Below are 23282 nucleotides of genomic sequence, written 5' to 3' on the forward strand. Positions count from 1 at the left end.
AACAGATCACGCCCAGGTCACGGACGGGTGGCGGAGGTTCGGTCCGATCGGTGGTGGTCGGTAATCTGACTCGACGTGCCAGCCGCCGACGAAACCGAAAGGAGCCTCGCCCAGGTGCCTGCCGTCATACCCGCCGGTCCGCTGCGCCCGCAGCGCCCGCCACGGACCCCGATCGCGGGGCTCGCTCAGCTCACCGGTGCGCAACTGGCGTCCGGATCCGAACAGACCGAGGTCACCGGGGTGGCCCTGCGCGCGCAGGACATCCAGGTCGGTGACCTGTTCGCAGCGTTGCCGGGTGCGCACGCGCACGGCGCGGACTTCGTCGGCCAGGCCGTCGAGCGCGGGGCCGTGGCTGTCCTGACCGACCCAGCCGGTCTGGAGCGGGTCGCGGCGGCATCGCCCGGCACCGCCGGCCCGGTCGCCGTGCTGGTGCACCCGGACCCGCGGACCGTCCTCGGCGAGGTGTCGGCACGGATCTACGGCAACCCGTCCGAGCGGCTGCAGCTGATCGGGATCACCGGCACCGCAGGGAAGACGACCACCGCCTACCTCGTCGAGGGCGGGCTGATAGCCGCGGGACGGACCCCCGGGCTGATCGGCACCGTCGAGACCAGGGTGGGCGGGCGACGCGTGCCCAGCGCGCTGACGACACCGGAGGCCCCCGGGCTGCAGGCGCTGCTCGCGCTGATGTCGGAGCAGGGTGTCGACACGGTGGTCATGGAGGTCTCCAGTCATGCGCTCGCGCTCGGGCGGGTCGACGGGACGCGGTTCGCGGTCGGCGGATTCACCAATCTGTCGCAGGACCACCTCGACTTCCACCCGACGTTGGAGGACTACTTCCTGACCAAGTCCCGGCTGTTCGATCCGGCCTCGACGGTGCACGCCGCCAGGTCCGTGGTCTGCGTCGACGACCACTGGGGAGCCCGGATGGCCCGGATCGCCGGACCCGGCGCGGTCACGGTCGCCACCGGGGAACTGGAGGCCGACTGGACCGCCGGTCCGCCGCGGACCGAGCAGGCCGGCACCCAGCGGTTCACGGTTGCCGCCCCCGACCGTGCCGCCCTCGAGGTCGAGATCAGACTGCCCGGCCGGTACAACGTGGCCAACGCCCTGCTCGCGGTCGCGCTGCTCGACGCCGCCGGCGTCGATCCGGAGGCGGCCGCGCCGGGCCTGTCGCGGGTCGACGTGCCGGGCCGGGTCGAACGGGTCGAGCGTGGTCAGCCGTTCCTGGCGGTCGTCGACTACGCGCACAAGCCGGCAGCGCTCGAGGCGGTCATCGCCACGCTGCGCGGGCAGTGCGCCGGGCGGCTCGCGGTGGTCGTCGGCGCGGGCGGCGATCGGGACTCCGGCAAGCGCGCGGTGATGGGCGAGGTGGCCGCGCGCGGCGCCGAGTTACTCATCGTCACCGACGACAACCCGCGCAGCGAGGACCCGGCACTGATCCGGTCCGCGCTGCTCGCCGGGGCGGCCGAGGTGCCCGCGCCGCTGCGCGCGGAGGTGCGCGAGATCGGTGACCGGGCGGCGGCGATCGAGGCGGCCGTCGTCTGGGCCCGCCCCGGCGACGTCGTGCTGATCGCCGGCAAGGGACACGAGGCCGGACAGGAGATCTCCGGCGTCAAGCACCCGTTCGACGACCGTGAGGTGCTGGCGACGGCACTCGAGCGGGCACACGGGACAGATCAAGAAGATGAGTGGGTGCGGTAAGTGATTTCGTTGACGTTGGCCCGGATCGCGGAGATCGTGGGCGGCAGGTTGGTCGATGTCGCCGACCCGCAGGTGCAGGTGACCGGCGCGGTCGAGTTCGACTCGCGAAGGGTCACCGAGGGCGGGCTGTTCCTGGCGTTGCCCGGCGCCCGCGCCGACGGCCACGACCACGCCGCGGCCGCCGTCGCGGCCGGCGCGGTCGCCGTGCTGGCGGCCCGGCCGGTCGGGGTTCCCGCAGTGGTGGTCGACCCGCTACCCGCCGGGGACACCGGCGCGATGGCGCTCGAACACGACACGGACGGCTCGGGTGCGGCGGTGCTGGCGGCGCTCGGCAAGCTGGCCCACCACAGCGTGACCGCACTCGCCGCCACCACCGGACTGACCATCGTCGGCGTCACGGGCTCGTCGGGAAAGACCTCGACCAAGGACCTGATCGCCGCCGTCCTGGAGCCGCTCGGACCGGTCGTCGCACCGCCCGGATCGTTCAACAACGAACTGGGCCACCCGTGGACCGCGCTGCGCGCCGACGAGCAGACCCGGCACCTCGTGCTGGAGATGTCGGCGCGCCACCGCGGCAACATCGCCGCACTGGCCGAGATCGCCCCGCCGCGCATCGGGGTGGTGCTCAATGTCGGCACCGCGCACCTCGGCGAGTTCGGCTCGCGCGAGGCGATCGCCGCGACCAAGGGCGAGCTGGCCGAGGCGCTGCCGTCCGCGGCCGACGGGGGAGTGGCGGTGCTCAACGCCGACGACCCGCTGGTGGCGGCGATGGCCGGCCGCACCGCGGCCCGGGTCGTGCGGGTCGGGCAGTCCGAGGCGGCCGACGTGCGCGCCACCGACATCCACCTCGACGACCTGGCCCGCGCCTCCTTCACGATGATCACCCAGGCCGGGACCGCCCCGGTCACGCTCGCCGTGCACGGCGAGCACCAGGTGGGCAACGCGCTCGCGGCCGCGGCGGTCGCGCTCGAATGCGGCGCCGGCCTCGAGCAGATCGTCGCCGCGCTCGCCGCGGCGGGACCGGTGTCGGCACGGCGCATGGAGGTGACCACCCGCGCCGACGGGGTCACCGTGATCAACGACTCGTACAACGCCAACCCCGATTCGGTGCGCGCGGCGCTCAAGGCGCTGGTGTCGATGGCCCGCACCGGTCGAGAGCGCGACGGGACCTTCCGCAGGACCTGGGCGGTGATCGGAGAGATGGGCGAGCTCGGGGACGAGTCGGTCATCGAGCACGACCGGGTCGGTCGGTATGCGGTGCGCATCGACGTCAGCAAGCTGGTCATCGTCGGCACCGGACGGCCCTCGCACGCGCTGCACCAGGGCGCGGTCATGGAGGGCTCCTGGGGAGACGAGGCGACACTCGTTCCCGACGCCGACGCGGCCGTCGCGCTGCTGGCCGACGAGGTCGCCCCCAGCGATCTGGTGTTGGTCAAGGCCTCGCAGGCGGTCGGTTTGTGGAAGGTGGCCGAGGCCCTGTTGGATCAGGGTCCGGCCGATCAAGATCATTCGAGTTCCACGGATCGCGGCCGACTCGATCGGGACGACACGACGGAGGGGCGGCAGTGAGACAGATTCTCTTCGCGGGAGGGATCGGGCTGGCCGTCGCCATCCTGCTCACGCCGCTGCTCATCAAGATCTTCTCCCGGCAGGGCTTCGGCCAGGAGATCCGCTCCGAGGGGCCGGACAGCCACAAGTCCAAGCGCGGCACCCCCACGATGGGCGGTGTCGCGATCCTCGCCGGCCTGTGGGCGGGGTACTGGGGTTCGCACCTGATCGGCGTCGGCTTCCACGCGGACGGGCCGTCGGTGTCCGGGCTGCTGGTGCTCGGCCTGGCCACGGTACTCGGCGGGGTCGGGTTCCTCGACGACTTCCTCAAGATCCGCAAGCAGCGCAACCTGGGCCTGAACAAGACCGCCAAGACGATCGGTCAGCTGATCGCCGCGGTGCTGTTCGGCGTGTTGGTCTTGCAGTTCACCAACTCGAACGGCCTGGCGCCGGCGAGCACCTCGCTGTCGTACGTGCGCGACATCAGCACACTCACCATGGGCAGCGTGATCTTCGTGGTCTTCTGCCTGCTGCTGGTCAGCGCGTGGTCGAACGCGGTCAACTTCACCGACGGACTGGACGGGCTCGCGGCCGGCGCGATGGCGATGGTCACCGGCGCCTACGTCATCATCACCTTCTGGCAGTACCGCTACTCGTGCTCGACCGCCCCCGATCCGGGCTGTTACCACGTGCGCGACCCGCTCGACCTGGCGTTGATCGCGGCCGCCGCGGGCGGGGCGTGCATCGGATTCCTGTGGTGGAACGCCGCCCCCGCGAAGATCTTCATGGGTGACACCGGGTCGCTCGCGCTCGGTGGCCTGCTCGCCGGCCTGTCGGTGACGACCAAGACCGAGTTGCTGGCCGTCGTGATCGGTGCGCTGTTCGTGGCCGAGGCCGCGTCGGTGGTCATCCAGATCGCCGTGTTCCGCACCAGCCGTCGCCGGGTGTTCCGGATGGCGCCGTTCCATCATCACTTCGAGCTCGGCGGCTGGGCCGAGACGACGGTGATCATCAGATTCTGGCTGCTCTCGGCGATCTCCTGTGCGCTCGGGCTGGCCCTGTTCTACGGGGAGTTCCTCTCCGCAATCGGCCAGTGACCGGCCCCCGACCGGGGCCCGGTGAGCTCGGTTTCCTCGACGGTGCGCACGTGTTCGTCACCGGCGCCGGGGTGTCCGGGCGGGCCGCGGCTCGGGCGCTGATCGCCCTGGGCGCCCGGGTGTCGGTGGTCGACGCGAACCAGTCCGCGGCGGTCGCCGGCCTGGAGGTCGCGGTGCTGACGCCGGAGCAGGCCCTCGGTCGCCTGGGCGAGGTCGCGCTGGTGGTCACCAGTCCCGGGTGGCGGCCGGATGCGCCGCTGCTCACCCGCGCCGCGGAGCTGGGTGTCCCCGTGTGGGGCGATGTGGAACTGGCCTGGCGGATGGACCGGCTCGGCTGGTTCGGCGCGCCGCGCCGCTGGTTGGCGGTCACCGGCACCAACGGCAAGACCACGACCACCACCATGCTCGACTCGATCCTGCGCGCCGCGGGCCTGGCGTCGGCGGCGTGCGGCAACATCGGCCTGCCGGTGCTGGACGCGCTGGCCGCCGAGCCGCGCGCCGAGGTGCTGGCGGTCGAGCTGTCGTCGTTCCAGCTGCACTGGGCGCCGTCGGTGCACCCGGAGGCCGGGGTGGTGCTCAACATCGCCGAGGACCACCTGGACTGGCACGGCGGCATGGACGCCTACGCGGCCGCCAAGGCACGGGTGCTCACCGGGCGGGTCGGCGCCGTCGGGCTCGACGACCCGGTCGCCGCCGGACTGGCCGCGCAGTCGCCGGCCGAGACGACCGTCGGGTTCCGGCTCGGTGAACCGGCCCCCGGCGAGCTCGGGGTCGTCGGCGACGAACTGGTCGACCGCGCGTTCGGCGACGGCGGTGGAGCCGGCGACAGCCGCAGCGCAGCCCCTGTCGTGCTCGCGCGGGTCGACCAGGTGCACCCGGGCGGACCGCCGGGACTGCTCGACGCGTTGGCCGCGGCCTCGCTGGCCCGCGCCATCGGGGTTCCCGCGCAGGCCGTCGCGGCCGGGCTCGACGCGCACGAGGTGGGACCACACCGGTCCGCGCTGGTAGTCACCGTCGACGGTGTCGGCTATGTCGACGACTCGAAGGCGACCAACCCGCATGCCGCGCGGGCGTCGATCCTCGCGCACCCGCGGGTGGTGTGGCTCGCCGGCGGACTGCTCAAGGGTGCCTCCGTCGACGAGTTGGTCGCGGAGATCGGGCCGCGGCTGGCCGGGGCGGTGCTGATCGGCCGCGACCGCGGTGAGATCGCCGCCGCAATGTCGCGACACGCCCCCGAGGTCCCGGTCGTGGAGGTGTTCACGCGGGACGATGCTTCGGTGGGAACCGGTCAGGGCTCGAGCCGCGTGCTCGACGCCGGCAGCGACGCCGATCAGGTGATGCTCGCCGCCGTCGCGTCGGCGCGGGAACTGGCCCACCCGGGCGACACGGTGCTGTTGGCACCGGCTGCCGCCTCGCTGGACATGTTCGCCGACTACGGGCACCGCGGGCGGAGCTTCGCGCACGCGGCCCTGCAGGTGACCGCCGACAGCTGATGGGAGCCGAGCGCTGATGGGGAAGTCAGGGGCGGAGAAGACGAGCACCCCGCGCACCCCGATCGGGGTGTGGCTGGCGGGTCCGCTCGCCTCGTTCCACCTGATCGTCACCGTCAGCGTGCTGTTGACCGTGCTCGGCCTCGTGATGGTGCTGTCGGCGTCGAGCGTGGAGGCCTACGCGGCGGACGGGTCGGCGTACAGTCTGTTCACCTCGCAGCTCATCTTCACCGTGCTCGGTGCCGCACTGTTCTACGTGGCGTTGCGGTTGCCGATCCGGTTGCTGCGGCGGGTGTCCTTCCCGGCGTTGATCGTCTCCGTCGTGCTGCTGGTGATGGTGCTCATTCCCGGCATCGGCGACGAGGTCGGCGGTGGTCGGCGGTGGTTCACCATCGGATCGCTGTCGCTGCAGCCATCGGAGACCACCAAGGTGGTGCTGGCGATCTGGGGTGCGCACCTGCTGGCCTCGCGGCGCCGCGAGAACGCGACGATCAAAGAGATGATCATCCCGCTGGTGCCGGTGTCGATGCTGATCTTCGTGCTGGTGGTGCTCGAGCCGAACCTGAGTACGACGATCGCGCTGGGTATCATCGTGGTCGCGCTGCTGTGGTTCGCCGGGCTGCCGTTGAAGATCTTCGGCGCACTGCTCGGCGGCGGTGTGACGCTGGCGATCATCGCCGGGTTCACCGCGGGCTACCGGTCGGCGCGCATCCGGGCGTGGCTCAACCCCGGCGCCGACTCGCAGGGCGCCGACTACCAGTCCCGGCAGGCGAAGTACTCGCTGGCCGACGGTGGGCTCTTCGGCCGCGGACTCGGCCAGAGCCGGGCCAAGTGGAGTTACCTGCCCAACGCCCACAACGACTTCATCTTCGCGATCCTCGGCGAGGAACTCGGGTTCATCGGCTGCGCGGTCGTGTTCGGGCTGTTCGCGCTGTTCGCCTACACCGGCATGCGGATCGCGGCGCGCTCGCTGGACCCGTTCCTGAAGCTGATGGTCTCCACCGCGACGGTGTGGACGATCGGCCAGGCGTTCATCAACATCGGCTATGTGGTCGGGCTGCTGCCGGTCACCGGCCTGCAGTTGCCGCTGATCTCCGCGGGCGGCAGTTCGACGGCCATGACGCTGTTCATGTTCGGGGTGATCGCGAACGCCGCCAGACACGAACCGGCCGCGATCGCGGCCCTGCAGGCGGGCCGCGAACCCCGGTTCTGGCGGCTGCTGCGGCTACCGAGTCCCGAGCCGTATTCGCCGCAGGACCCGTTCGGCGTGCGGTCGAAGCAGGCCCGCAAGGCCAAGGCCAAGAAGCGCCCGGTGGGCACCCAACCGGCGATGGGGAAGACACGCGGCGGCCCACCCGGCGCGGGGAAGTACGTGGCCGGGAAGCCGGTGAAACCGGCGCAGCCGCGCAAGGCGCCGACGAAGCAACCGCAACCGCGTGCCGGGCAGATGTCCGCCGGCCGGCCGACCGCTGCGCGAACCCCCAAGCCCGCCAAGCAGTCTCCGCCCAAACGGTCGCAGTCCGCGCAGCGCGCCGGGCACACCGCGGTCGGCGCGTCCGGCGCCGAGTCGTGGCGGGCCGAGGCCTGGGAGGGCCCGCGGCCGCGGCGGTCGTGGGGCGAGCAGCCCCCGCCGCGGCCGGCCGGGTGGCGCGATGGAGGACAATCGGGTGACCCCGCGGGCGGCGGACGGCCCCCGCGCCGTCGGCCGGCCGTCTTCGACCGCGAACGCCGGATGTCCTGAGGCCCCGTCGTCGCGACGGTCGCAGTTCGCCGGATCCGGGGTCACGACAGCACGCGCCCACCGGGGCGGTGGGCGAGCGGCGGCGCGTGAACGGCAACGCGTGAACGATGCAGTGAGAACGGCGCAGTGAGAACAGAGAGCGAGGAATCGGTTCGTGAGCAGTGGTGATCGGGCCCTGTCGGTGGTGGTCGCCGGCGGCGGCACCGCCGGGCACATCGAACCGGCGCTGGCGGTCGCGGACGCGCTGCGCGAACTCGACCCGACCGTCCGCGTCACGGCGCTGGGGACCGAGCGGGGACTCGAGACGGACCTGGTACCGGCCCGCGACTATCCGCTGGAGTTGATCCCGCCGGTGCCGCTGCCGCGCAAACCGACCCTCGACCTGCTGCGGCTGCCGGGGCGGGTGCGCGCGTCGGTGCGGCGCACGCGCGCGGTGCTCGACGAGACGCAGGCCGACGTCGTGGTCGGCTTCGGCGGCTACGTGGCGCTGCCCGCCTATCTGGCCGCGAGCCGTGGTCTGCGGCGCGGCAGACGCCGGATCCCCGTGGTGGTCCACGAGGCGAACGCGAGCGCCGGTATCGCCAACAAGGTCGGCGCCCGCGGTGCGGCCCGGGTGCTCGCGGCGGTGCCGGGATCCGGTCTGCGCGGCGCCCAGGTCGTCGGCATCCCGGTGCGCGGATCGATCACCGGACTGGACCGCGCAGGGCTGCGCGCGCAGGCGCGGGAACACTTCGGCCTCGACCCGGAGGCGCCGGTCCTGCTGGTGTTCGGCGGGTCGCAGGGCGCACGGTCGCTCAACGAGGCGGTGGCCGGTGCGGCGCGCGAACTCGGCGCGGCCGGCATCTCGGTGCTGCACGCACACGGGCCGAAGAACACGGTGTCGGTCGATCGGGATCCGGCTGCGCCGGCCTACGTCACCGTGCCGTACCTGACCCGGATGGACCTCGCCTATGCGGCGGCGGACGCGGTCATCTGCCGCTCCGGCGCGATGACGGTCGCCGAGGTCTCCGCCGTCGGACTGCCCGCGATGTACGTCCCCCTGCCGCACGGTAACGGCGAGCAGGAACTGAACGCGAAGCCGGTGGTCGCGGCGGGCGGTGGCATGATCGTGGCCGACGCGGACCTGTCACCGCGGCGCGTCGTCGAGACGATGGTGCCGCTGCTGCAGGATCGCCGGAGGCTCGACGCGATGTCGGAGTGCGCCGCCGGCGCCGGACACCGCGATGCGGCGAAAGAGATTGCGAAGATCGTGATGGATGTGGCGAGGGGGCAGGCGTGATGAGCGGGGAACAGGCCGCCGAGACTGCGTCGGGCGGTGCGCAGGAACTGCCGGAGCACCTGCGCCGGGTCCACATGATCGGCATCGGCGGTGCCGGGATGTCCGGGATCGCGCGGATCCTGCTCGCGCGTGGGGGACAGGTCTCGGGCTCCGACGCCAAGGAGGGGCGCGGGGTGCTCGCGTTGCGGGCACGCGGCGCGCAGGTGCGCATCGGCCACGACCCCGCCGCGCTCGACATGATCGACGGCGGACCGACCTGCGTGGTCAGTACCCAGAGCGCGATCCCCAAGACCAACCCTGAGTTGCTCGCCGCCGCGGACCGCGGGATTCCGGTGATCCTGCGTCCGGCGGTCCTGGCGTCGCTGATGGAGGGTTTCCGCTCGCTGCTGGTCGCGGGCACCCACGGCAAGACCTCGACGACCTCGATGCTGGTCGTCGCCCTGCAGCACTGCGGCGTGGACCCGTCGTTCGTGGTCGGTGGCGAGCTCAACGAGGCCGGGACGAACGCGCACCACGGCAACGGCGATCTGTTCGTGGCCGAGGCCGACGAGAGCGACGGCTCGCTGCTGCAGTACAGCCCCCGGGTGGTGGTCGTCACCAACGTCGACGCGGACCACCTCGACTTCTTCGGCAGCCTCGAGGCCTACGTCCAGGTGTTCGACGACTTCGTCGACCGGATCGAGCCCGGCGGGCTGCTGGTGGCCTGCCTGGACGACCCGGGTGCGGCCGCGCTGGCCGTGCGTGCCCGGGACCGCGGGGTCCGCGTGCTCGGCTACGGCTCCGAACCCCACGAGGCCGGCGTCGAGGTCGGCGCGCGCCTGCTGCAATGGCGTTCCCGCGACGGTGGCGGCGCCGGGACCGTGCAACTCGTCGGCGAGGACCGCCCGCGGTCGCTGCGGCTCGAGGTCCCGGGACGGCACATGGCCCTCAACGCGCTGGGGGCGCTGCTCGCCGCACGTGAGGTCGGCGCCGCGGTGGACGAGATCCTCGACGGGCTCGCCGGGTTCGGCGGGGTGCACCGCAGGTTCCAGTTCTCCGGCCGCGCCGGCGGGGTCCGCGTCTACGACGACTACGCCCACCACCCGACCGAGGTCACGGCCGTGCTGGGCGCCGCCCGCGACCTGCTCGACGCGCAGGTGGAGGCGGCATCGGCATCGGACGAGCCCGCTGGCCGGGTGATCGTGGTGTTCCAGCCGCATCTGTACTCGCGGACGCAGACCTTCGCGGGCGAGTTCGCCGCGGCGCTCTCCCTCGCCGACGAGGTCATCGTGCTCGACGTGTACGCGGCCCGTGAGGAGCCGCTGCCCGGGGTGAGCGGCGCGCTGATCGCCGGTGCGGTGACCGTGCCCGTGCACTACCAGCCGGTGATGTCCGAGGTGGCGAACCAGGTGGCCGAACTGGCCGCGCCGGGTGATGTGGTGATGACGATGGGAGCGGGCGACGTGACCATGCTGGGCAACGAGATCCTCGACGCATTGCGGTCGCGGCAGCGGCACGTCGTACCCGGCCGTGCACAGGCAGGACGGGACCGGAGGCAGGCGTGAGCCGGTCGCGCGGCGTGCGGGAGGCGGCGGACGATCCCCGCGACGAGGTCGCCGAGGACGGGGCCGGTGCCGAGGACGGGGCCGGTGACGGAGCCGAGACCGGCGGCCGTGATCGGCGCGGCGAACGCGGCCGTCGAGGTCGTGGTCGTGGCCGTCGCGGTGGTCGTTTCGGAGGGCGTCCCGCGCTCGTCGCGGTGGCGGCGCTGTGCGTCGTCGCCGGGCTGGCGGCGCTGGTGTACTTCACCCCGCTGCTGTCGGTGCGGTCGGTGGTGGTGTCCGGGTTGGGCGCCGTCCCCGAGGATCAGGTCGTCTCCGCGCTGGAGATCCCGCAGGGCCAGCCGCTACTGCAGGTCGACACCGCCTCGGCGGCCGCCCGCGTGGCCGGGATCCCGCGGGTGGCGAGCGTGCGGGTGCAACGCGAGTTCCCGTCGACCATCCGGGTGACGATCGTCGAGCGGGTGCCGGTGGCGTTCTTCGACGGCCCCGGCGGCACCCATCTCGTCGACGCGGACGACGTCGACTTCGCCACCGAGCCTCCGCCGCCGGGTCTGCCGCGGCTGAAGGTCGCGAGCCCGGCATCGGGCGACGAGGTGGCGCGGGCAGCCCTGTCGGTGCTGACCGGACTGCCGGCCCAGTTGCGCGACCAGGTGCTCGAGGTGTCGGCGTCGTCCGGCGACCAGATCACCCTGACCCTGAACGACAAGCGCGTCGTCGACTGGGGCACCGCGCAGGACACCCCGCGCAAGGCGGCGGTCGCGTTGGCCGTGCTCACCAGGCCGGGACAGTCGTACGACGTGTCCAGCCCGAACCTGCCGACCGTCAAGTGAACGCACGACGATCGACGCAGCAAATCGCGGCGCGCTCGGCGCGCCTGCTGGCGCTACGTGAGCCTGGTGCATAGCGTCTGCCCGTAGTTCGGCACTTGACATAACTCTAAGCCTGTGGTTGAGGTTGAGGGTTTGTTCCCGGAACTCGAACCACCGTGCCGAACTCGAACCACCGAGCTGGATCCGAACACTGCTGGACCCGAAGACTATGGAAGGCGAGAGCCCATGACGCCCCCGCACAATTACCTCGCCGTGATCAAGGTCGTCGGTATCGGCGGCGGCGGGGTCAACGCCGTCAACCGGATGATCGAGCAGGGACTCAAGGGAGTTGAGTTCATTGCGATCAACACCGATGCGCAGGCACTGCTGATGAGCGACGCCGACGTCAAGCTCGACGTGGGCCGCGACTCCACCCGCGGTCTCGGCGCCGGCGCGGACCCCGAGGTGGGCAGGCGCGCCGCCGAGGACGCCAAGGACGAGATCGAGGAGCTCCTCAAGGGGGCGGACATGGTGTTCGTCACCGCGGGCGAGGGCGGCGGCACCGGCACCGGCGGTGCCCCGGTGGTCGCCAGCATCGCCCGCAAGCTCGGCGCCCTGACCGTCGGCGTCGTGACCCGGCCGTTCTCCTTCGAGGGCAAGCGTCGCGGCGGCCAGGCCGAGGCCGGCATCACCGCGCTGCGCGAATCCTGCGACACGTTGATCGTCATCCCGAACGACCGGCTGCTCCAGCTCGGTGACGAGGCGGTCAGCCTGATGGACGCGTTCCGCAGCGCCGACGAGGTGCTGCTCAACGGTGTCCAGGGCATCACCGACCTGATCACCACCCCCGGCCTGATCAACGTCGACTTCGCCGACGTCAAGGGCGTCATGTCCGGCGCGGGCAGCGCGCTGATGGGCATCGGTTCCTCGCGCGGCGAGGGCCGGGCCATCAAGGCGGCCGAGGCCGCGATCAACTCGCCGCTTCTCGAGGCGTCGATGGACGGTGCGCACGGTGTGCTCATCTCGATCGCCGGCGGCAGCGACCTGGGCCTGTTCGAGATCAACGAGGCGGCGTCCCTGGTGCAGGAGTCGGCCCACGTCGACGCCAACATCATCTTCGGCACGGTCATCGACGACTCGCTCGGCGACGAGGTGCGGGTGACGGTCATCGCGGCGGGGTTCGACGGCGGTACCCCCTCACGCAAGCAGATCGACACCGGCGCGGGCCTGGGCCGGGGCACGTTCGGCGCGGCCCGCGCCGGACAGATCGGCCAGGCCGCCCCGGCGCCGGAAGCCGCCCCCACGCCCGCCCCCGCGCCGGACCCGGCGAGCTTCGCCCAGGCCGGCTCGGCGGTGCCGCCGGCGCCGGTCGCCGAGCCGGTCGGCGGCTTCAGCTCGGGTCACCACAGTGTGCGCATGGTCGACGAGGGGGACGACGAGGTCGACGTCCCGCCCTTCATGCGCCGTTGAACGCGCACACAGACCCCGTCGGGCCCGGACACCGGGTTCGACGGGTCCTGACCACCCGCGCCGGCGGGGTGTCGCACGAGCCCTATGGCTCGTTCAACCTCGGTGACCATGTCGGCGACAAGCCGTCCGCGGTCGATGCCAACCGACGTCGGCTGGCCCGGACGATCGGGCTGCCGCCGGAGCGCCTGGTGTGGATGGAGCAGGTGCACTCGCGCAATGTGACGGTCGTGACCGACCCGGTCGCAGCACCGGTGGCGGTGACAGATGCGCTGGTGACCGATCGGCCGGACCTCGCGCTGGTCGTGCTCACCGCCGACTGCGTGCCGCTGCTGCTCGCCGACGAGTCCGCGGGCGTGGTGGCGGCAGTGCACGCCGGACGGGTCGGTGCGCGGATCGGTATTCTGCCGCAGGTGCTCGACGCGATGAGCGGGCTGGGCGCCTCGCCGGAGCGGATCGGTGCGCTGCTCGGTCCGGCCGCGTGCGGGCTCTGCTACGAGGTGCCGGCCCCCATGCGTGACGACGTCGAGACTCACCTGCCGGGCAGTGCCGGGCGCACCCGCAAGGGCACGCCGTCGCTGGACATCAGGATCGGGCTGACCGCCCAGCTCGAGGCCGCCGGCGTGCGGGCGATCACCGTCGACTCCCGCTGCACGATCGAGGACAAGACACTGTTCAGTCATCGCCGCGGCGCGCCCACCGGCCGGCAGGCCGCCGCGATCTGGATGGAGTCGTCGCCCGCGGGAGGGCGGCCGTGACGGTCGACCCGACAGAGCGGGCAGTGCAGATCCGGACCGCGCTCGACGAGGTCCGGGCCAGGCTCGCGGCGGCCTGCACGGTGGCCCAGCGTGATCCGGCGACCGTCGCGCTGCTGCCCGTGACCAAGTACTTTCCCGCGGCCGACGCGATGACGCTGATCGAACTCGGCTGCCGGGACCTGGGTGAGTCGCGCGAACAGGAGGCCTCGGCGAAGGTCGCGGCGTGCCGCGAGCTCGGCGGGCAGGAGGCCGGCCGGGTCCGCTGGCACATGCTCGGCCGGGTGCAGCGCAACAAGGCGCGGGCGATCAGCCGCTGGGCGTCGACGGTCCACTCGGTGGACAGCGCGCGGCTCGTCGACGCCCTCGCTGCCGCGTCGCGTGCGGCACTCGACGCGGGCGAGCGGTCCACGCCACTGCGGGTTCTCCTGCAACTGAGCCTCGACGGGGACCCCGCCCGCGGTGGGGTCGTGGTGGACGAGTTGCCCGCGCTGGCAGATCGGGTCGAGCAGGCCGAGGCCGTGGAACTGGTCGGGCTCATGGCCGTGCCGCCCCTGGGCACCGATCCCGACGCGGCGTTCGAGACGCTCGCCGGGATCAGGGCCGGATTCCTCCGGGAACATCCGGATTCGACCGAATTGTCGGCGGGGATGTCTGGGGATCTGGAGTCGGCCGTGCGGCACGGCTCGACGTGTGTGCGTGTCGGTACCGCACTGTTGGGTGCGCGGCCGATAGCCTCGCGTTGAACGCCGAAGGGAACTCCCAGCGGCCGACCACGATTCCCGATTACCGAGCCACGCCAAGGAAGGTCGATCGATGAGCACCCTGCACAAGTTCAAGGCGTACTTCGGAATGGTTCCCCTCGACGAGTACGAGGACGACTACCTCGAGGAGCCGATGTCCTCGCGTGGCCGGCCGATGTCCGCCGCAGACGGCTACGGCCCCGAGTCCGCCTACCACAAGGGTGCCTACGACAACGGCGGGTACGACAAGGGCTCCTACGACGTCGGCGCCTACCAGGCAGACGAGTACGAGGAGCCCGACCGCTACACGCCGCCTCCGATGCGCCACGCGCCCCGGCTCGAGCCGCTGCCGCCGCGCGCCCCCGCCCGCATGCAGTCGACCGCGACCACCCGCGGATCCCTGGCCGTCGATTCTCGGGTCGAGGCGCGCGCGGAGGTCCGCCGCAATGCGTCCCTGTTCGACGAGGGCGGCAGCCTCTCGAAGATCACCACGCTGCGGCCGCGCGACTACTCGGAGGCGCGCACGATCGGCGAACACTTCCGTGACGGGGTCCCGGTCATCATGGATCTGGTCGAGATGAGCAATGCGGACGCGAAGCGACTCGTCGATTTCGCCGCGGGATTGGCATTCGCATTGCGTGGCTCATTCGACAAAGTCGCGACAAAGGTGTTTTTGCTCTCGCCCGCCGACATCGATGTCTCCGCGGAGGAGCGCCGGCGGATCGCGGAAACGGGCTTCTACAACAAGTAGGCAATCGCTGCCGCCGATTCGGCACCCACGGATCGACGGGGGCGAAGCCGGGCCAGGCCGACACACGATCTCGGGCCGGGGAACACGAGTTCCCCGGTCCGAAGTGCGTTCGGGTGCGCTCGGCCAGGTCTGCGACCCGACGGGTCGGTGCATATCCACGGCTGGTCGCTGCGACATTCACGGCTCGCCGCTGCGACATTCACGGCTCGCCGTGGTGGGATTTGGGCGGTCCGCCGCCGTCAGGCAGAGTGGAGGAGTGCCCGTGCTTGTGGTGATCTACTACCTGCTCTTCGTCTTCTGGCTGCTCTTGATCGGCCGGATCATCGTCGAGTTCATCCGGACCTTCGCCCGAGACTGGCATCCGACGGGTGCCGTCGCGGTCGGACTCGAATTGTTGTTCACGGTCACCGACCCACCGGTCAGACTGCTCCGCCGGATCATTCCGTCTATTCCATTGGGCCAGGTCAGACTGGATCTTTCGATTATGGTCCTGATGTTCCTGATCTTCATTCTGATGGCGGTCGTACGCACTCTGATGCAGCCCGCGGGCCTCGTGTGACAGGATGGGCTGTAGTTACACCGTGATCGACGAACACTCGCTCGACCGCCGAATGAATGCGTGAGGGGAACCTTCCATGCCGCTGACTCCAGCTGATGTGCACAACGTCGCGTTCAGCAAGCCGCCAATCGGTAAGCGGGGTTACAACGAAGACGAAGTCGACCAGTTCCTCGACCTCGTCGAGGCGGAGCTGACCCGCCTCATCGAGGAGAACTCGGACCTTCGCCAGCGGGTGTCCGAACTCGACCAGGAGCTCGCCGAGGCCAAGCGTGGTGCCGCCAAGGCGCCCGCGGCGCCGGCGCCCGCCCCGGTCGTGGAGCGCCCCAAGGCGCCCGAGCCCGCCCCGGCGCCGGTGGCCGCCGCGGCTCCCACGGCGCCCGCCAAGAACGACGACGGCGCCCAGCTGCAGGCTGCCAAGCTGCTCGGTCTCGCGCAGGAGACCGCGGAGCGCCTCACCGGCGACGCGAAGGTCGAGTCGGAGAAGCTGCTCACCGATGCGCGCACCAATTCCGAGCAGATGGTTTCGGACGCCCGGTCGAAGTCCGACTCGATGATGGCCGAGGCGCGCCAGAAGTCCGAGGCGCTGCTCGCCGACGCGCGAACCCGGTCCGAGACGCAGGTCCGCCAGGCCAAGGAGAAGGCCGACGCGCTGCAGGCCGACGCCGAGAAGAAGCACACCGAGATCATGGGCACCATCAACCAGCAGCGCACCGTGCTGGAGGGCCGGATCGAGACGCTCAAGACCTTCGAGCGTGAGTACCGGACCCGCCTGAAGACCTACCTGGAGGGGCAGCTCGAGGAGCTGGCCCAGCGCGGCTCCGCTGCCCCGGCCGACACCGGCCAGGGCTCGGGCTTCTCGAAGCAGGACCAGTCGTTCGGTCAGGGCAAGAACTAGCGCACTTCACGAGCGAGGGAGACTCTGGTGCTGGTTGTCGCGCTCGCGGTCACCGCGATCGGCTTCATCCTTCTGGTCGTCGCACTGGTGACCGGAAGCGTGTGGTTCGCCTGGGCATGCATCGCCGTGTGCATCGTCGGGTTCATCCTGCTGATCATCGACGTGCTGTCGAATCGCCGGTCCGCCGGTGACGACGATGACGGGCTCGATGCGGCGCCGGCGCATGAGGACGTCGAGGCGGGCGGTGACGGGGGCGACGACGCCGTCACCCAGCAGCTGGACATGGGCCGTCCGCACGAGGACTCGTCCGATGAGCCGACCCAGGTGTGGTCGGCGGAGTCCTCCGCGGAGGAGACCACCGAGATCCCCCGCGTCACCGATCAGTGGCAGGCCCACGGATCGGCCGACTCCATCGGACCGGCCGATGCGGGGCGTCACTCGGCGGCGGACGATAGGGACGCGCCGGGCCGGTAGAATCGGCTGCGGCCGCGCCGAACAGTCCGTCGTGACCGCAGGAACACAGCAACACCGAGACAAGCAATACCGAGAACATCAGCACCATGGCGTCGATCCGGCCATCACCGGGGAGCCTTCGGAAGAACGGGCGGCGCCGACGTCGTCTCAGTAGAACCGGACGGGTGGGCCCGTTACAGCCCATGGTCGAGTGGCCGGAGAGTCCTCTCCGGTAAGCGGGGTGGTACCGCGGTGGCAGTGCGACGGGCACTGTCGTCGTCCCCGTGCCGGGACAGTCGGGCACGAGGAGCTCTCCATGACCACACCAGCATCGTCCGGTTCGCCGAAGTATCCCCTCGTCGATCTGACCGGCGGCACGTCCGGCACGCCCAGCTTCCCGAAGCTCGAGGAGGACGTGCTGGCCTTCTGGGCGCAGGACGACACCTTCCGGGAGAGCGTCCGCAACCGCGCCGACGCCCCCGAGTTCGTCTTCTACGACGGACCTCCCTTCGCGAACGGCCTGCCGCACTACGGCCATCTGCTCACCGGTTACGTCAAGGACATCGTGCCGCGGTATCAGACGATGCGCGGCAAGAAGGTCGACCGGCGCTTCGGCTGGGACACCCACGGGCTGCCCGCCGAACTCGAGGCCGAGCGCCAGTTGGGCATCACCGACAAGTCGCAGATCGACGCGATGGGCATCGCGGCGTTCAACGAGGCCTGCCGCACCTCGGTGCTCAAGTACACCGACGAGTGGCGCGAGTACGTCACCCGCCAGGCCCGCTGGGTCGACTTCGACAACGACTACAAGACCCTGGACATCACGTTCATGGAGTCGGTGATCTGGGCGTTCAAGCAGCTCTACGACAAGGGCCTGGCCTACGAGGGCTACCGCGTGCTGCCGTACTGCTGGCGCGACGAGACCCCGCTGTCCAACCACGAGTTGCGGATGGACGACGACGTCTACAAGAGTCGCCAGGATCCGGCGGTGACCGTCGGGTATCGGGTCTCGGGGAACGAGGGCGAGCTCGCCGAGTTGAACGACGCCTACCTGCTGATCTGGACGACGACGCCCTGGACGCTGCCGTCGAACCTGGCCACCGCGGTCAACCCCGAGGTCGACTACGTGCTGGTGCAGGGCCCTGACGACCGCCGGGTGCTGCTCGCGCAGGCCCGCGTCGGCGCCTACGCCAAGGAACTGGGCGAGGACCCGCAGGTGCTGGCCCACCACACCGGCGCCGACCTGCTCGGGCTGCGCTACCTGCCGCCGTTCCCGTACTTCGAGCAGACCGCGCACGCCTTCCAGGTGCTGGCGGCCGACTACGTCACCACCGAGGACGGCACCGGCATCGTGCACATCGCCCCCGCCTACGGTGAGGACGACAAGGTCGTCACGGACGCGGCCGGCATCACCCCGGTCACCCCTGTCGACGCGCGCGGCCGGTTCGACGCGCAGGTCCCCGACTACGAGGACCAGCTGGTCTTCGACGCGAATGCGCAGATCATCCGGGACCTGAAGAACGCCTCCGGTGCGGCCGCGCAGAACGGTGCGTGGCTGGTGCGGCACGAGACCTACGAGCACTCGTACCCGCACTGCTGGCGGTGCGGCAACCCGCTGATCTACCGCGCGGTCACCTCGTGGTTCATCGAGGTCACCTCGTTCCGCGACCGCATGGTCGAACTCAACGACCAGATCACCTGGTACCCGGAGCACGTCAAGCACGGCCAGTTCGGCAAGTGGCTCGAGGGCGCCCGGGACTGGTCGATCTCACGAAACCGCTACTGGGGCACGCCGATTCCCGTGTGGGTGTCGGACGATCCGCGGTACCCGCGCGTCGACGTGTACGGCAGCCTCGACGAACTCGAACGCGACTTCGGGGTGCGGCCGACCGACCTGCACCGTCCGTACATCGACGAGCTGACCCGGCCCAACCCGGACGACCCGACCGGTGCGTCGACGATGCGGCGGATCACCGACGTGTTCGACGTCTGGTTCGACTCCGGTTCGATGCCGTTCGCGCAGGTGCACTACCCGTTCGACAACCGCGAGTGGTTCGAGGAGCACTACCCGGCGGACTTCATCGTCGAATACATCGGCCAGACCCGCGGCTGGTTCTACATGATGCACGTCCTCGCGACCGCGCTGTTCGACCGTCCCGCGTTCCGCACCTGCGTCTCGCACGGCATCGTGCTGGGCAACGACGGGCTGAAGATGAGCAAGTCCAAGCGCAACTACCCGGATGTGTCCGAGGTGTTCGACCGCGACGGCTCGGACGCGATGCGCTGGTTCCTGATGTCCTCGCCGATTCTGCGCGGCGGCAACCTGGTCGTCACCGAGCAGGGCATCCGTGAGGGGGTGCGGCAGGCACTGCTGCCGCTGTGGAACTCGTGGAGTTTCCTGCAGCTGTACGCGGACCGGCCGGGGCAGTGGCGCACCGACTCGCCGAACCTGTTGGACCGCTACATCCTCGCCAAGCTCGCGCAGTGCCGCGACGAGACGACCGAGGCGCTCGAGGTGTGCGACATCGCGCGGGCCTGCGATCTGCTGCGCAGCTTCAGCGAGGCGCTGACGAATTGGTATGTGCGCCGGTCGCGTCCGCGGTTCTGGGCGGGCAGCGACGAGGCGCCCGAGGCGTTCGACACGCTGCACACCGTGCTGGAGGTCGTCACCCGGCTGGCCGCGCCGCTGCTGCCGCTGGCCTCGGAGGCGATCTGGCGCGGGCTGACCGGTGGGCGCTCGGTGCACCTGACCGACTGGCCGGCCGCGGACGAGCTGCCGCGCGACGAGGCGCTGGTCGCCGCCATGGACGAGGTGCAGTCGGTGTGCGGCGTGGTGCTGAGCCTGCGCAAGGCCAACAAGCTGCGGGTGCGGTTGCCGCTGACCAAGGTGACGGTCGCCGCCCCGAACAGCGAGACCCTGCGGCCGTACCTGGACCTGATCGCCGACGAGGTCAACGTCAAGACGGTCGAGCTGAGCACCGACGTCGACACCCACGGCAAGTTCGAACTGGTCGTCAACGCGCGGGCGGCCGGTCCGCGCCTCGGCAAGGACGTGCAGAAGGTCATCAAGGCCGTCAAGGCGGGCGACTGGTCCGAGCGCGACGGCGTCGTGGTGGCGGCGGGCATCGCACTGGCCGAGGGCGAGTACACGTCGAAGCTCGTTGCCGCCGAGCCGGATTCGACCGGCGCGCTGCCGGGCGGCGCGGGACTGGTCGTGCTCGACACCGACGTCACCGAGGAACTCGAGGCCGAGGGCTGGGCCAAGGACCGCGTCCGCGAACTGCAGGAGGCGCGCCGGTCCGCAGGCCTCGACGTCTCCGACCGGATCCGGCTGGTCCTGCAGGTGCCCGACGAGCGCATGGACTGGGCACGCACCCACGGCGACCTGATCGCCGGCGAGGTGCTCGCCGTGGACCTGTCGTTCGGCGAGGTCGACAGCGCCGCGGCGCCGGTCGATCTCGGCGACGGCGTGCGCGCGGCCCTCGCGAAGGCCTAGTGCCTGGTGCGCGAGTTGCGGGGTCCGGACCCCGCAACTCACGCCCGGGGGCTCACGTGCTGGGGCGCAGCCCCACGGTGTCGGCGAGGGCCCGCATCTGGTGCGCGAACAGCAGTTCCGGGTGCGCGAACGTGTTCGCGCCGTACTGGCCGAACACCTCGAAGCTGACCGCGCCGAACAGTGCCGCCCAGCACAGGACGCCGCGGGCCAGCGCGTCCTCGGGCAGGTCCGGCGCGTACTCGGCCAGCACCGGCCGCAGGTCGGCGCCGAGCGCCGCCGGCACGGCGGCCTCGACGGTGTGCAGCGCGCCGTGCGCGTGGGCGTCGCGGAGCACCCCGACGAGCAGTCGCACCACGACGGTGCCGGGCTCGGTGGTGCGCTCGGCCGGAGCGACATAGCCGGGCACGGGACTGCCGAACAACAGCCCGTAGCGGGCCGGTTCGGCCAGCGCCCAGCCGCGCACCGCGTCGGCGACGGCGAGGAAGCGGTCGCGGTACCGGTCGCGGGGCACCGCCCGCTCGGCGGTCGTGGTCGCGGCGCCCAGGTCGGTGTAGGCGTCCTCGATGAGCATCGTCAGCAGCGCGTCCCGGCTGGGCACGTAGCGGTACACCGCCGACGAGACCACCCCGAGGTCGCGGGCGACCGCCCGCAGCGACAGCGCGGCCGCGCCGTGCCGGCTCAGGTGCGTGCGTCCGATCCGCAGGATGTCCGACATGGTCTGGACCCGCGCCCGTGCCCGCGGGGTGCCGGTCAGGGCGGCGTCGTCCGCGTCGGAACGGTTCGACTGGGGATCGGTCGCGTCGGTCATGGTCTGCAGCATGACGACGACCGAGAGCGGCGTCAATTGTCGTGTGCGCCGCGTCCGACCGAGAGCGCCGATCTGTTGTCGGCGGGGCCGGTCATAATGGCGCTGTGGAGGTGTCTGTGCAGTCCGGTGCCCGGTGGGTGCTGCACCTCGACATGGACGCGTTCTTCGCCTCGGTCGAGCAGCTGACCCGGCCGACGCTGCGCGGGCGCCCCGTGCTCGTCGGCGGGACCGGGCAGCGCGGGGTGGTCGCCGGGGCCAGTTACGAGGCCCGCCGGTACGGCGCCCGCTCGGCGATGCCGATGCACCAGGCGCGTCGCCTGGTCGGGCTCTCCGCGGTGGTGCTGCCGCCGCGTGGCCAGGTCTATCAGGTGGCCAGCCGGCACGTGTTCTCGGTGGTCCGTGAGGTGATCCCGGTGATCGAGCAGCTCTCGCTCGACGAGGCGTTCGGTGAGCCGGCCGAGTTGGCCGGCGCGTCGGTCGCGGAGGCGGAAGAGTTCTGCACGCGGCTGCGCGAGCGGGTGCTGGAGCGGACGGGCCTGGTCGCCTCGGTCGGGGCGGGGTCGGGCAAGCAGGTCGCGAAGATCGCCTCCGGGCTGGCCAAGCCGCACGGGCAGCGGGTGATCGGACCCGACGAGCGTGACGCGTTGATGGCGGCCCTGCCGGTGCGGAAGCTGTGGGGGATCGGGCCGGTGGCGCAGGAGCGCCTGCGCAAGGTGGGCGTGGAGACGATCGGCGACTTCGCCGCGCTCGATCCGGTCGAGGTCGGCTCGCTGCTGGGTACCTCGGTCGGCCCCGCGCTGCACCGGCTGGCACGGGGGATCGACGACCGCCCGGTCGCCGAACGGGCGGAGTCCAAGCAGATCAGCGCCGAGACGACCTTCCAGCACGACCTGATGACCCGCGCCGAGGTGCGCGCCGCCGTGCAGGCCACCGGGGAGGCGGCGTGTACGCGGCTGACGAACGACGGCCGGGGCGCGCGCACGGTGGTCGTCAAACTGCGCAAGGCGGACATGTCCACGGTGACCCGCTCGTCGACGCTGCCCTACGCCACGACAGCACGCGAGACGCTCATCGCCGCGGCGCAGCGGCTGGTCATCGATCCGGCGGAGATCGGTCCGATCCGCCTGGTCGGGGTCGGCCTGGCCGGGCTCTCGGCGGTGCAACAGACCGTGCTGTTCCCGGACCTGGACGCGACAGACCAGTCCGAGACCGCGCCGGCGCCCGCACCCGACCGCGCGGTCGTGGAGCTGCGTCCGGGCGCGGACGTCCGCCACGACGACTTCGGCCACGGCTGGGTGCAGGGAATCGGGCACGGCGTGGTGTCGGTGCGGTTCGAGACCCGCATTTCGGGGCGCGGGCCGATGAGGACGTTCGCCGTCGCGGATCCGGCGCTGGCCCCGGCGGACCCGCGGATCAGCCTGGACTGGCCGGAGTTGCTCGCCGACGCGACGGATGGTGCGGATGCGGCAGGTGGGATGACATAGTGGTGGGGCTACTCGGGGGTATCCGAGGGACAGAGCATCGGTCCGCCATGCGCCGGACCACGACGGATAGGACGAGCATTGAACTTTCGTAAGTCTGCGATCGCGGTGCTGGCGCTCGGCGCCGCGCTGACGATGTCGGCCTGCGGGTCGAGCGACAACAACAGCAGCGCCACCCACACCACCACGGCCAAGGCGACCACCTCGGCCTCCGCGCCGAGCCAGTTCCCGCCGGTGCCGACCGTCGACCAGCTCAACGCCGAGCTGAAGACCGCGCTGGACCCGAGCATCCCGGCCACCCAGAAGGAAGACCTGGTTCAGGGCGCGGCGCAGGACCCGACGCTGTTCGACCAGATCGCCCAGAAGGCGTCGCAGACCCAGGGCCTGGCCTACAAGGTCGTCGGGCCGGTCATCGACCAGGGCGACGGCACCCTGCAGGCCAACTTCGAGGTCACCCTCAACGGTCAGACCAACCCCGGCACCGCGACCTTCGTCGCCGAGAACGGCAAGTGGAAGCTCTCCAAGGAGAACGCCTGCGGCATCGCAGCTGCGCTCGGCCTCAAGAGCGCTGCCTGCCCGTCCTGACGGGTCGACTGACGCAACCGCTGCCCGGCAGAACCACGAGGTTCTGCCGGGCAGCGGCGTTTCCGGCGTCTGTTCCCGAA

General features: G+C 71.3%; 19 protein-coding genes. 18 read left to right on the plus strand and 1 reads right to left on the minus strand.

Going from position 1 to position 23282, the window contains the following annotated elements; translation table 11 throughout:
- The first annotated feature begins 114 nt into the window (after positions 1-114).
- The 16 genes from G4X40_RS17935 (at position 115) to ileS (ending at position 20328) form a co-directional block, all read left to right on the plus strand.
- Positions 115-1704 carry a UDP-N-acetylmuramoyl-L-alanyl-D-glutamate--2,6-diaminopimelate ligase gene (locus G4X40_RS17935; RefSeq protein ID WP_277834483.1) on the plus strand — a complete coding sequence of 530 codons (1590 nt, stop codon included), beginning with the start codon at positions 115-117 and terminating at the stop codon, positions 1702-1704.
- On the plus strand, positions 1705-3273 hold the full coding sequence (locus tag G4X40_RS17940) for a UDP-N-acetylmuramoyl-tripeptide--D-alanyl-D-alanine ligase (protein ID WP_277834484.1): 1569 nt from the start codon (positions 1705-1707) through the stop codon (positions 3271-3273).
- Positions 3270-4349 carry a phospho-N-acetylmuramoyl-pentapeptide-transferase gene (gene mraY / locus G4X40_RS17945; RefSeq protein WP_277834486.1) on the plus strand — a complete coding sequence of 360 codons (1080 nt, stop codon included), beginning with the start codon at positions 3270-3272 and terminating at the stop codon, positions 4347-4349. Before G4X40_RS17940 ends, mraY begins: the two co-directional genes overlap by 4 nt.
- The gene (gene murD, locus G4X40_RS17950; RefSeq protein ID WP_277834488.1) at positions 4346-5842 is read left to right on the plus strand and encodes a UDP-N-acetylmuramoyl-L-alanine--D-glutamate ligase; all 1497 of its coding nucleotides are present in this window, start codon (positions 4346-4348) and stop codon (positions 5840-5842) included. Before mraY ends, murD begins: the two co-directional genes overlap by 4 nt.
- Before the next feature lie 16 nt (positions 5843-5858).
- Positions 5859-7580, plus strand: coding sequence for a putative lipid II flippase FtsW (ftsW, locus tag G4X40_RS17955; protein WP_277834490.1), 1722 nt, complete (start codon positions 5859-5861; stop codon positions 7578-7580).
- A 154-nt stretch (positions 7581-7734) separates the two neighbouring features.
- Positions 7735-8859: an undecaprenyldiphospho-muramoylpentapeptide beta-N-acetylglucosaminyltransferase gene (gene murG / locus G4X40_RS17960; protein ID WP_277834492.1), complete on the plus strand. Its 1125-nt coding sequence runs from the start codon at positions 7735-7737 to the stop codon at positions 8857-8859.
- The gene (murC, locus tag G4X40_RS17965) at positions 8859-10403 is read left to right on the plus strand and encodes a UDP-N-acetylmuramate--L-alanine ligase (RefSeq protein ID WP_277834493.1); all 1545 of its coding nucleotides are present in this window, start codon (positions 8859-8861) and stop codon (positions 10401-10403) included. Before murG ends, murC begins: the two co-directional genes overlap by 1 nt.
- The gene (locus tag G4X40_RS17970; protein ID WP_277834495.1) at positions 10400-11230 is read left to right on the plus strand and encodes a cell division protein FtsQ/DivIB; all 831 of its coding nucleotides are present in this window, start codon (positions 10400-10402) and stop codon (positions 11228-11230) included. Before murC ends, G4X40_RS17970 begins: the two co-directional genes overlap by 4 nt.
- Positions 11231-11455: 225 nt before the next feature.
- Positions 11456-12679: a cell division protein FtsZ gene (ftsZ, locus tag G4X40_RS17975; RefSeq protein ID WP_277834497.1), complete on the plus strand. Its 1224-nt coding sequence runs from the start codon at positions 11456-11458 to the stop codon at positions 12677-12679.
- Entirely contained in the window at positions 12676-13434 is a 759-nt protein-coding gene (pgeF, locus tag G4X40_RS17980) for a peptidoglycan editing factor PgeF (RefSeq protein WP_277834499.1), read from the plus strand. Before ftsZ ends, pgeF begins: the two co-directional genes overlap by 4 nt.
- Complete coding sequence (locus G4X40_RS17985; RefSeq protein ID WP_277834500.1) at positions 13431-14177, plus strand: YggS family pyridoxal phosphate-dependent enzyme; 747 nt, start codon at positions 13431-13433, stop codon at positions 14175-14177. The genes pgeF and G4X40_RS17985 overlap by 4 nt, the downstream gene beginning before the upstream one ends.
- 70 nt (positions 14178-14247) lie before the next feature.
- Positions 14248-14925: a cell division protein SepF gene (locus G4X40_RS17990; RefSeq protein ID WP_277834502.1), complete on the plus strand. Its 678-nt coding sequence runs from the start codon at positions 14248-14250 to the stop codon at positions 14923-14925.
- Between the two features lie 256 nt (positions 14926-15181).
- The gene (locus tag G4X40_RS17995) at positions 15182-15484 is read left to right on the plus strand and encodes a YggT family protein (protein ID WP_277834505.1); all 303 of its coding nucleotides are present in this window, start codon (positions 15182-15184) and stop codon (positions 15482-15484) included.
- A 76-nt stretch (positions 15485-15560) separates the two neighbouring features.
- Complete coding sequence (wag31, locus tag G4X40_RS18000) at positions 15561-16379, plus strand: DivIVA-like cell division protein Wag31 (protein WP_277834507.1); 819 nt, start codon at positions 15561-15563, stop codon at positions 16377-16379.
- Between the two features lie 27 nt (positions 16380-16406).
- Positions 16407-16853, plus strand: a complete 447-nt coding sequence (locus G4X40_RS18005; protein ID WP_277834509.1) for an SUR7/PalI family protein — start codon at positions 16407-16409, stop codon at positions 16851-16853.
- Positions 16854-17148: 295 nt separating this feature from the next.
- The gene (gene ileS / locus G4X40_RS18010; RefSeq protein WP_277834511.1) at positions 17149-20328 is read left to right on the plus strand and encodes an isoleucine--tRNA ligase; all 3180 of its coding nucleotides are present in this window, start codon (positions 17149-17151) and stop codon (positions 20326-20328) included.
- Between the two features lie 52 nt (positions 20329-20380).
- On the opposite strand, the gene G4X40_RS18015 is transcribed toward ileS, so the two are convergent.
- Positions 20381-21082: a TetR/AcrR family transcriptional regulator gene (locus G4X40_RS18015; protein WP_277834702.1), complete on the minus strand. Its 702-nt coding sequence runs from the start codon at positions 21080-21082 to the stop codon at positions 20381-20383.
- Positions 21083-21252: 170 nt separating this feature from the next.
- Between G4X40_RS18015 and G4X40_RS18020 the strand changes: the two genes are divergently transcribed.
- Both G4X40_RS18020 and G4X40_RS18025 read left to right on the plus strand, forming a co-directional pair.
- Complete coding sequence (locus G4X40_RS18020; RefSeq protein WP_277834704.1) at positions 21253-22620, plus strand: DNA polymerase IV; 1368 nt, start codon at positions 21253-21255, stop codon at positions 22618-22620.
- Between the two features lie 78 nt (positions 22621-22698).
- Positions 22699-23202: a hypothetical protein gene (locus tag G4X40_RS18025; protein WP_277834513.1), complete on the plus strand. Its 504-nt coding sequence runs from the start codon at positions 22699-22701 to the stop codon at positions 23200-23202.
- Positions 23203-23282 lie beyond the last annotated feature (80 nt).

This window comes from Speluncibacter jeojiensis, from assembly GCF_029589495.1.
In the GTDB taxonomy this organism is placed as follows: domain Bacteria; phylum Actinomycetota; class Actinomycetes; order Mycobacteriales; family Mycobacteriaceae; genus Speluncibacter; species Speluncibacter jeojiensis.

Bases quoted from the DNA above. Each gene is read 5' to 3' on its own strand.
- G4X40_RS17990 (WP_277834502.1), top strand. From the start codon at position 14,248: ATGAGCACCCTGCACAAGTTCAAGGCGTACTTCGGAATGGTTCCCCTC.
- wag31 (WP_277834507.1), top strand. From the start codon at position 15,561: ATGCCGCTGACTCCAGCTGATGTGCACAACGTCGCGTTCAGCAAGCCG.
- ileS (WP_277834511.1), top strand. From the start codon at position 17,149: ATGACCACACCAGCATCGTCCGGTTCGCCGAAGTATCCCCTCGTCGAT.
- ftsW (WP_277834490.1), top strand. From the start codon at position 5,859: ATGGGGAAGTCAGGGGCGGAGAAGACGAGCACCCCGCGCACCCCGATC.
- ftsZ (WP_277834497.1), top strand. From the start codon at position 11,456: ATGACGCCCCCGCACAATTACCTCGCCGTGATCAAGGTCGTCGGTATC.
- murC (WP_277834493.1), top strand. From the start codon at position 8,859: ATGAGCGGGGAACAGGCCGCCGAGACTGCGTCGGGCGGTGCGCAGGAA.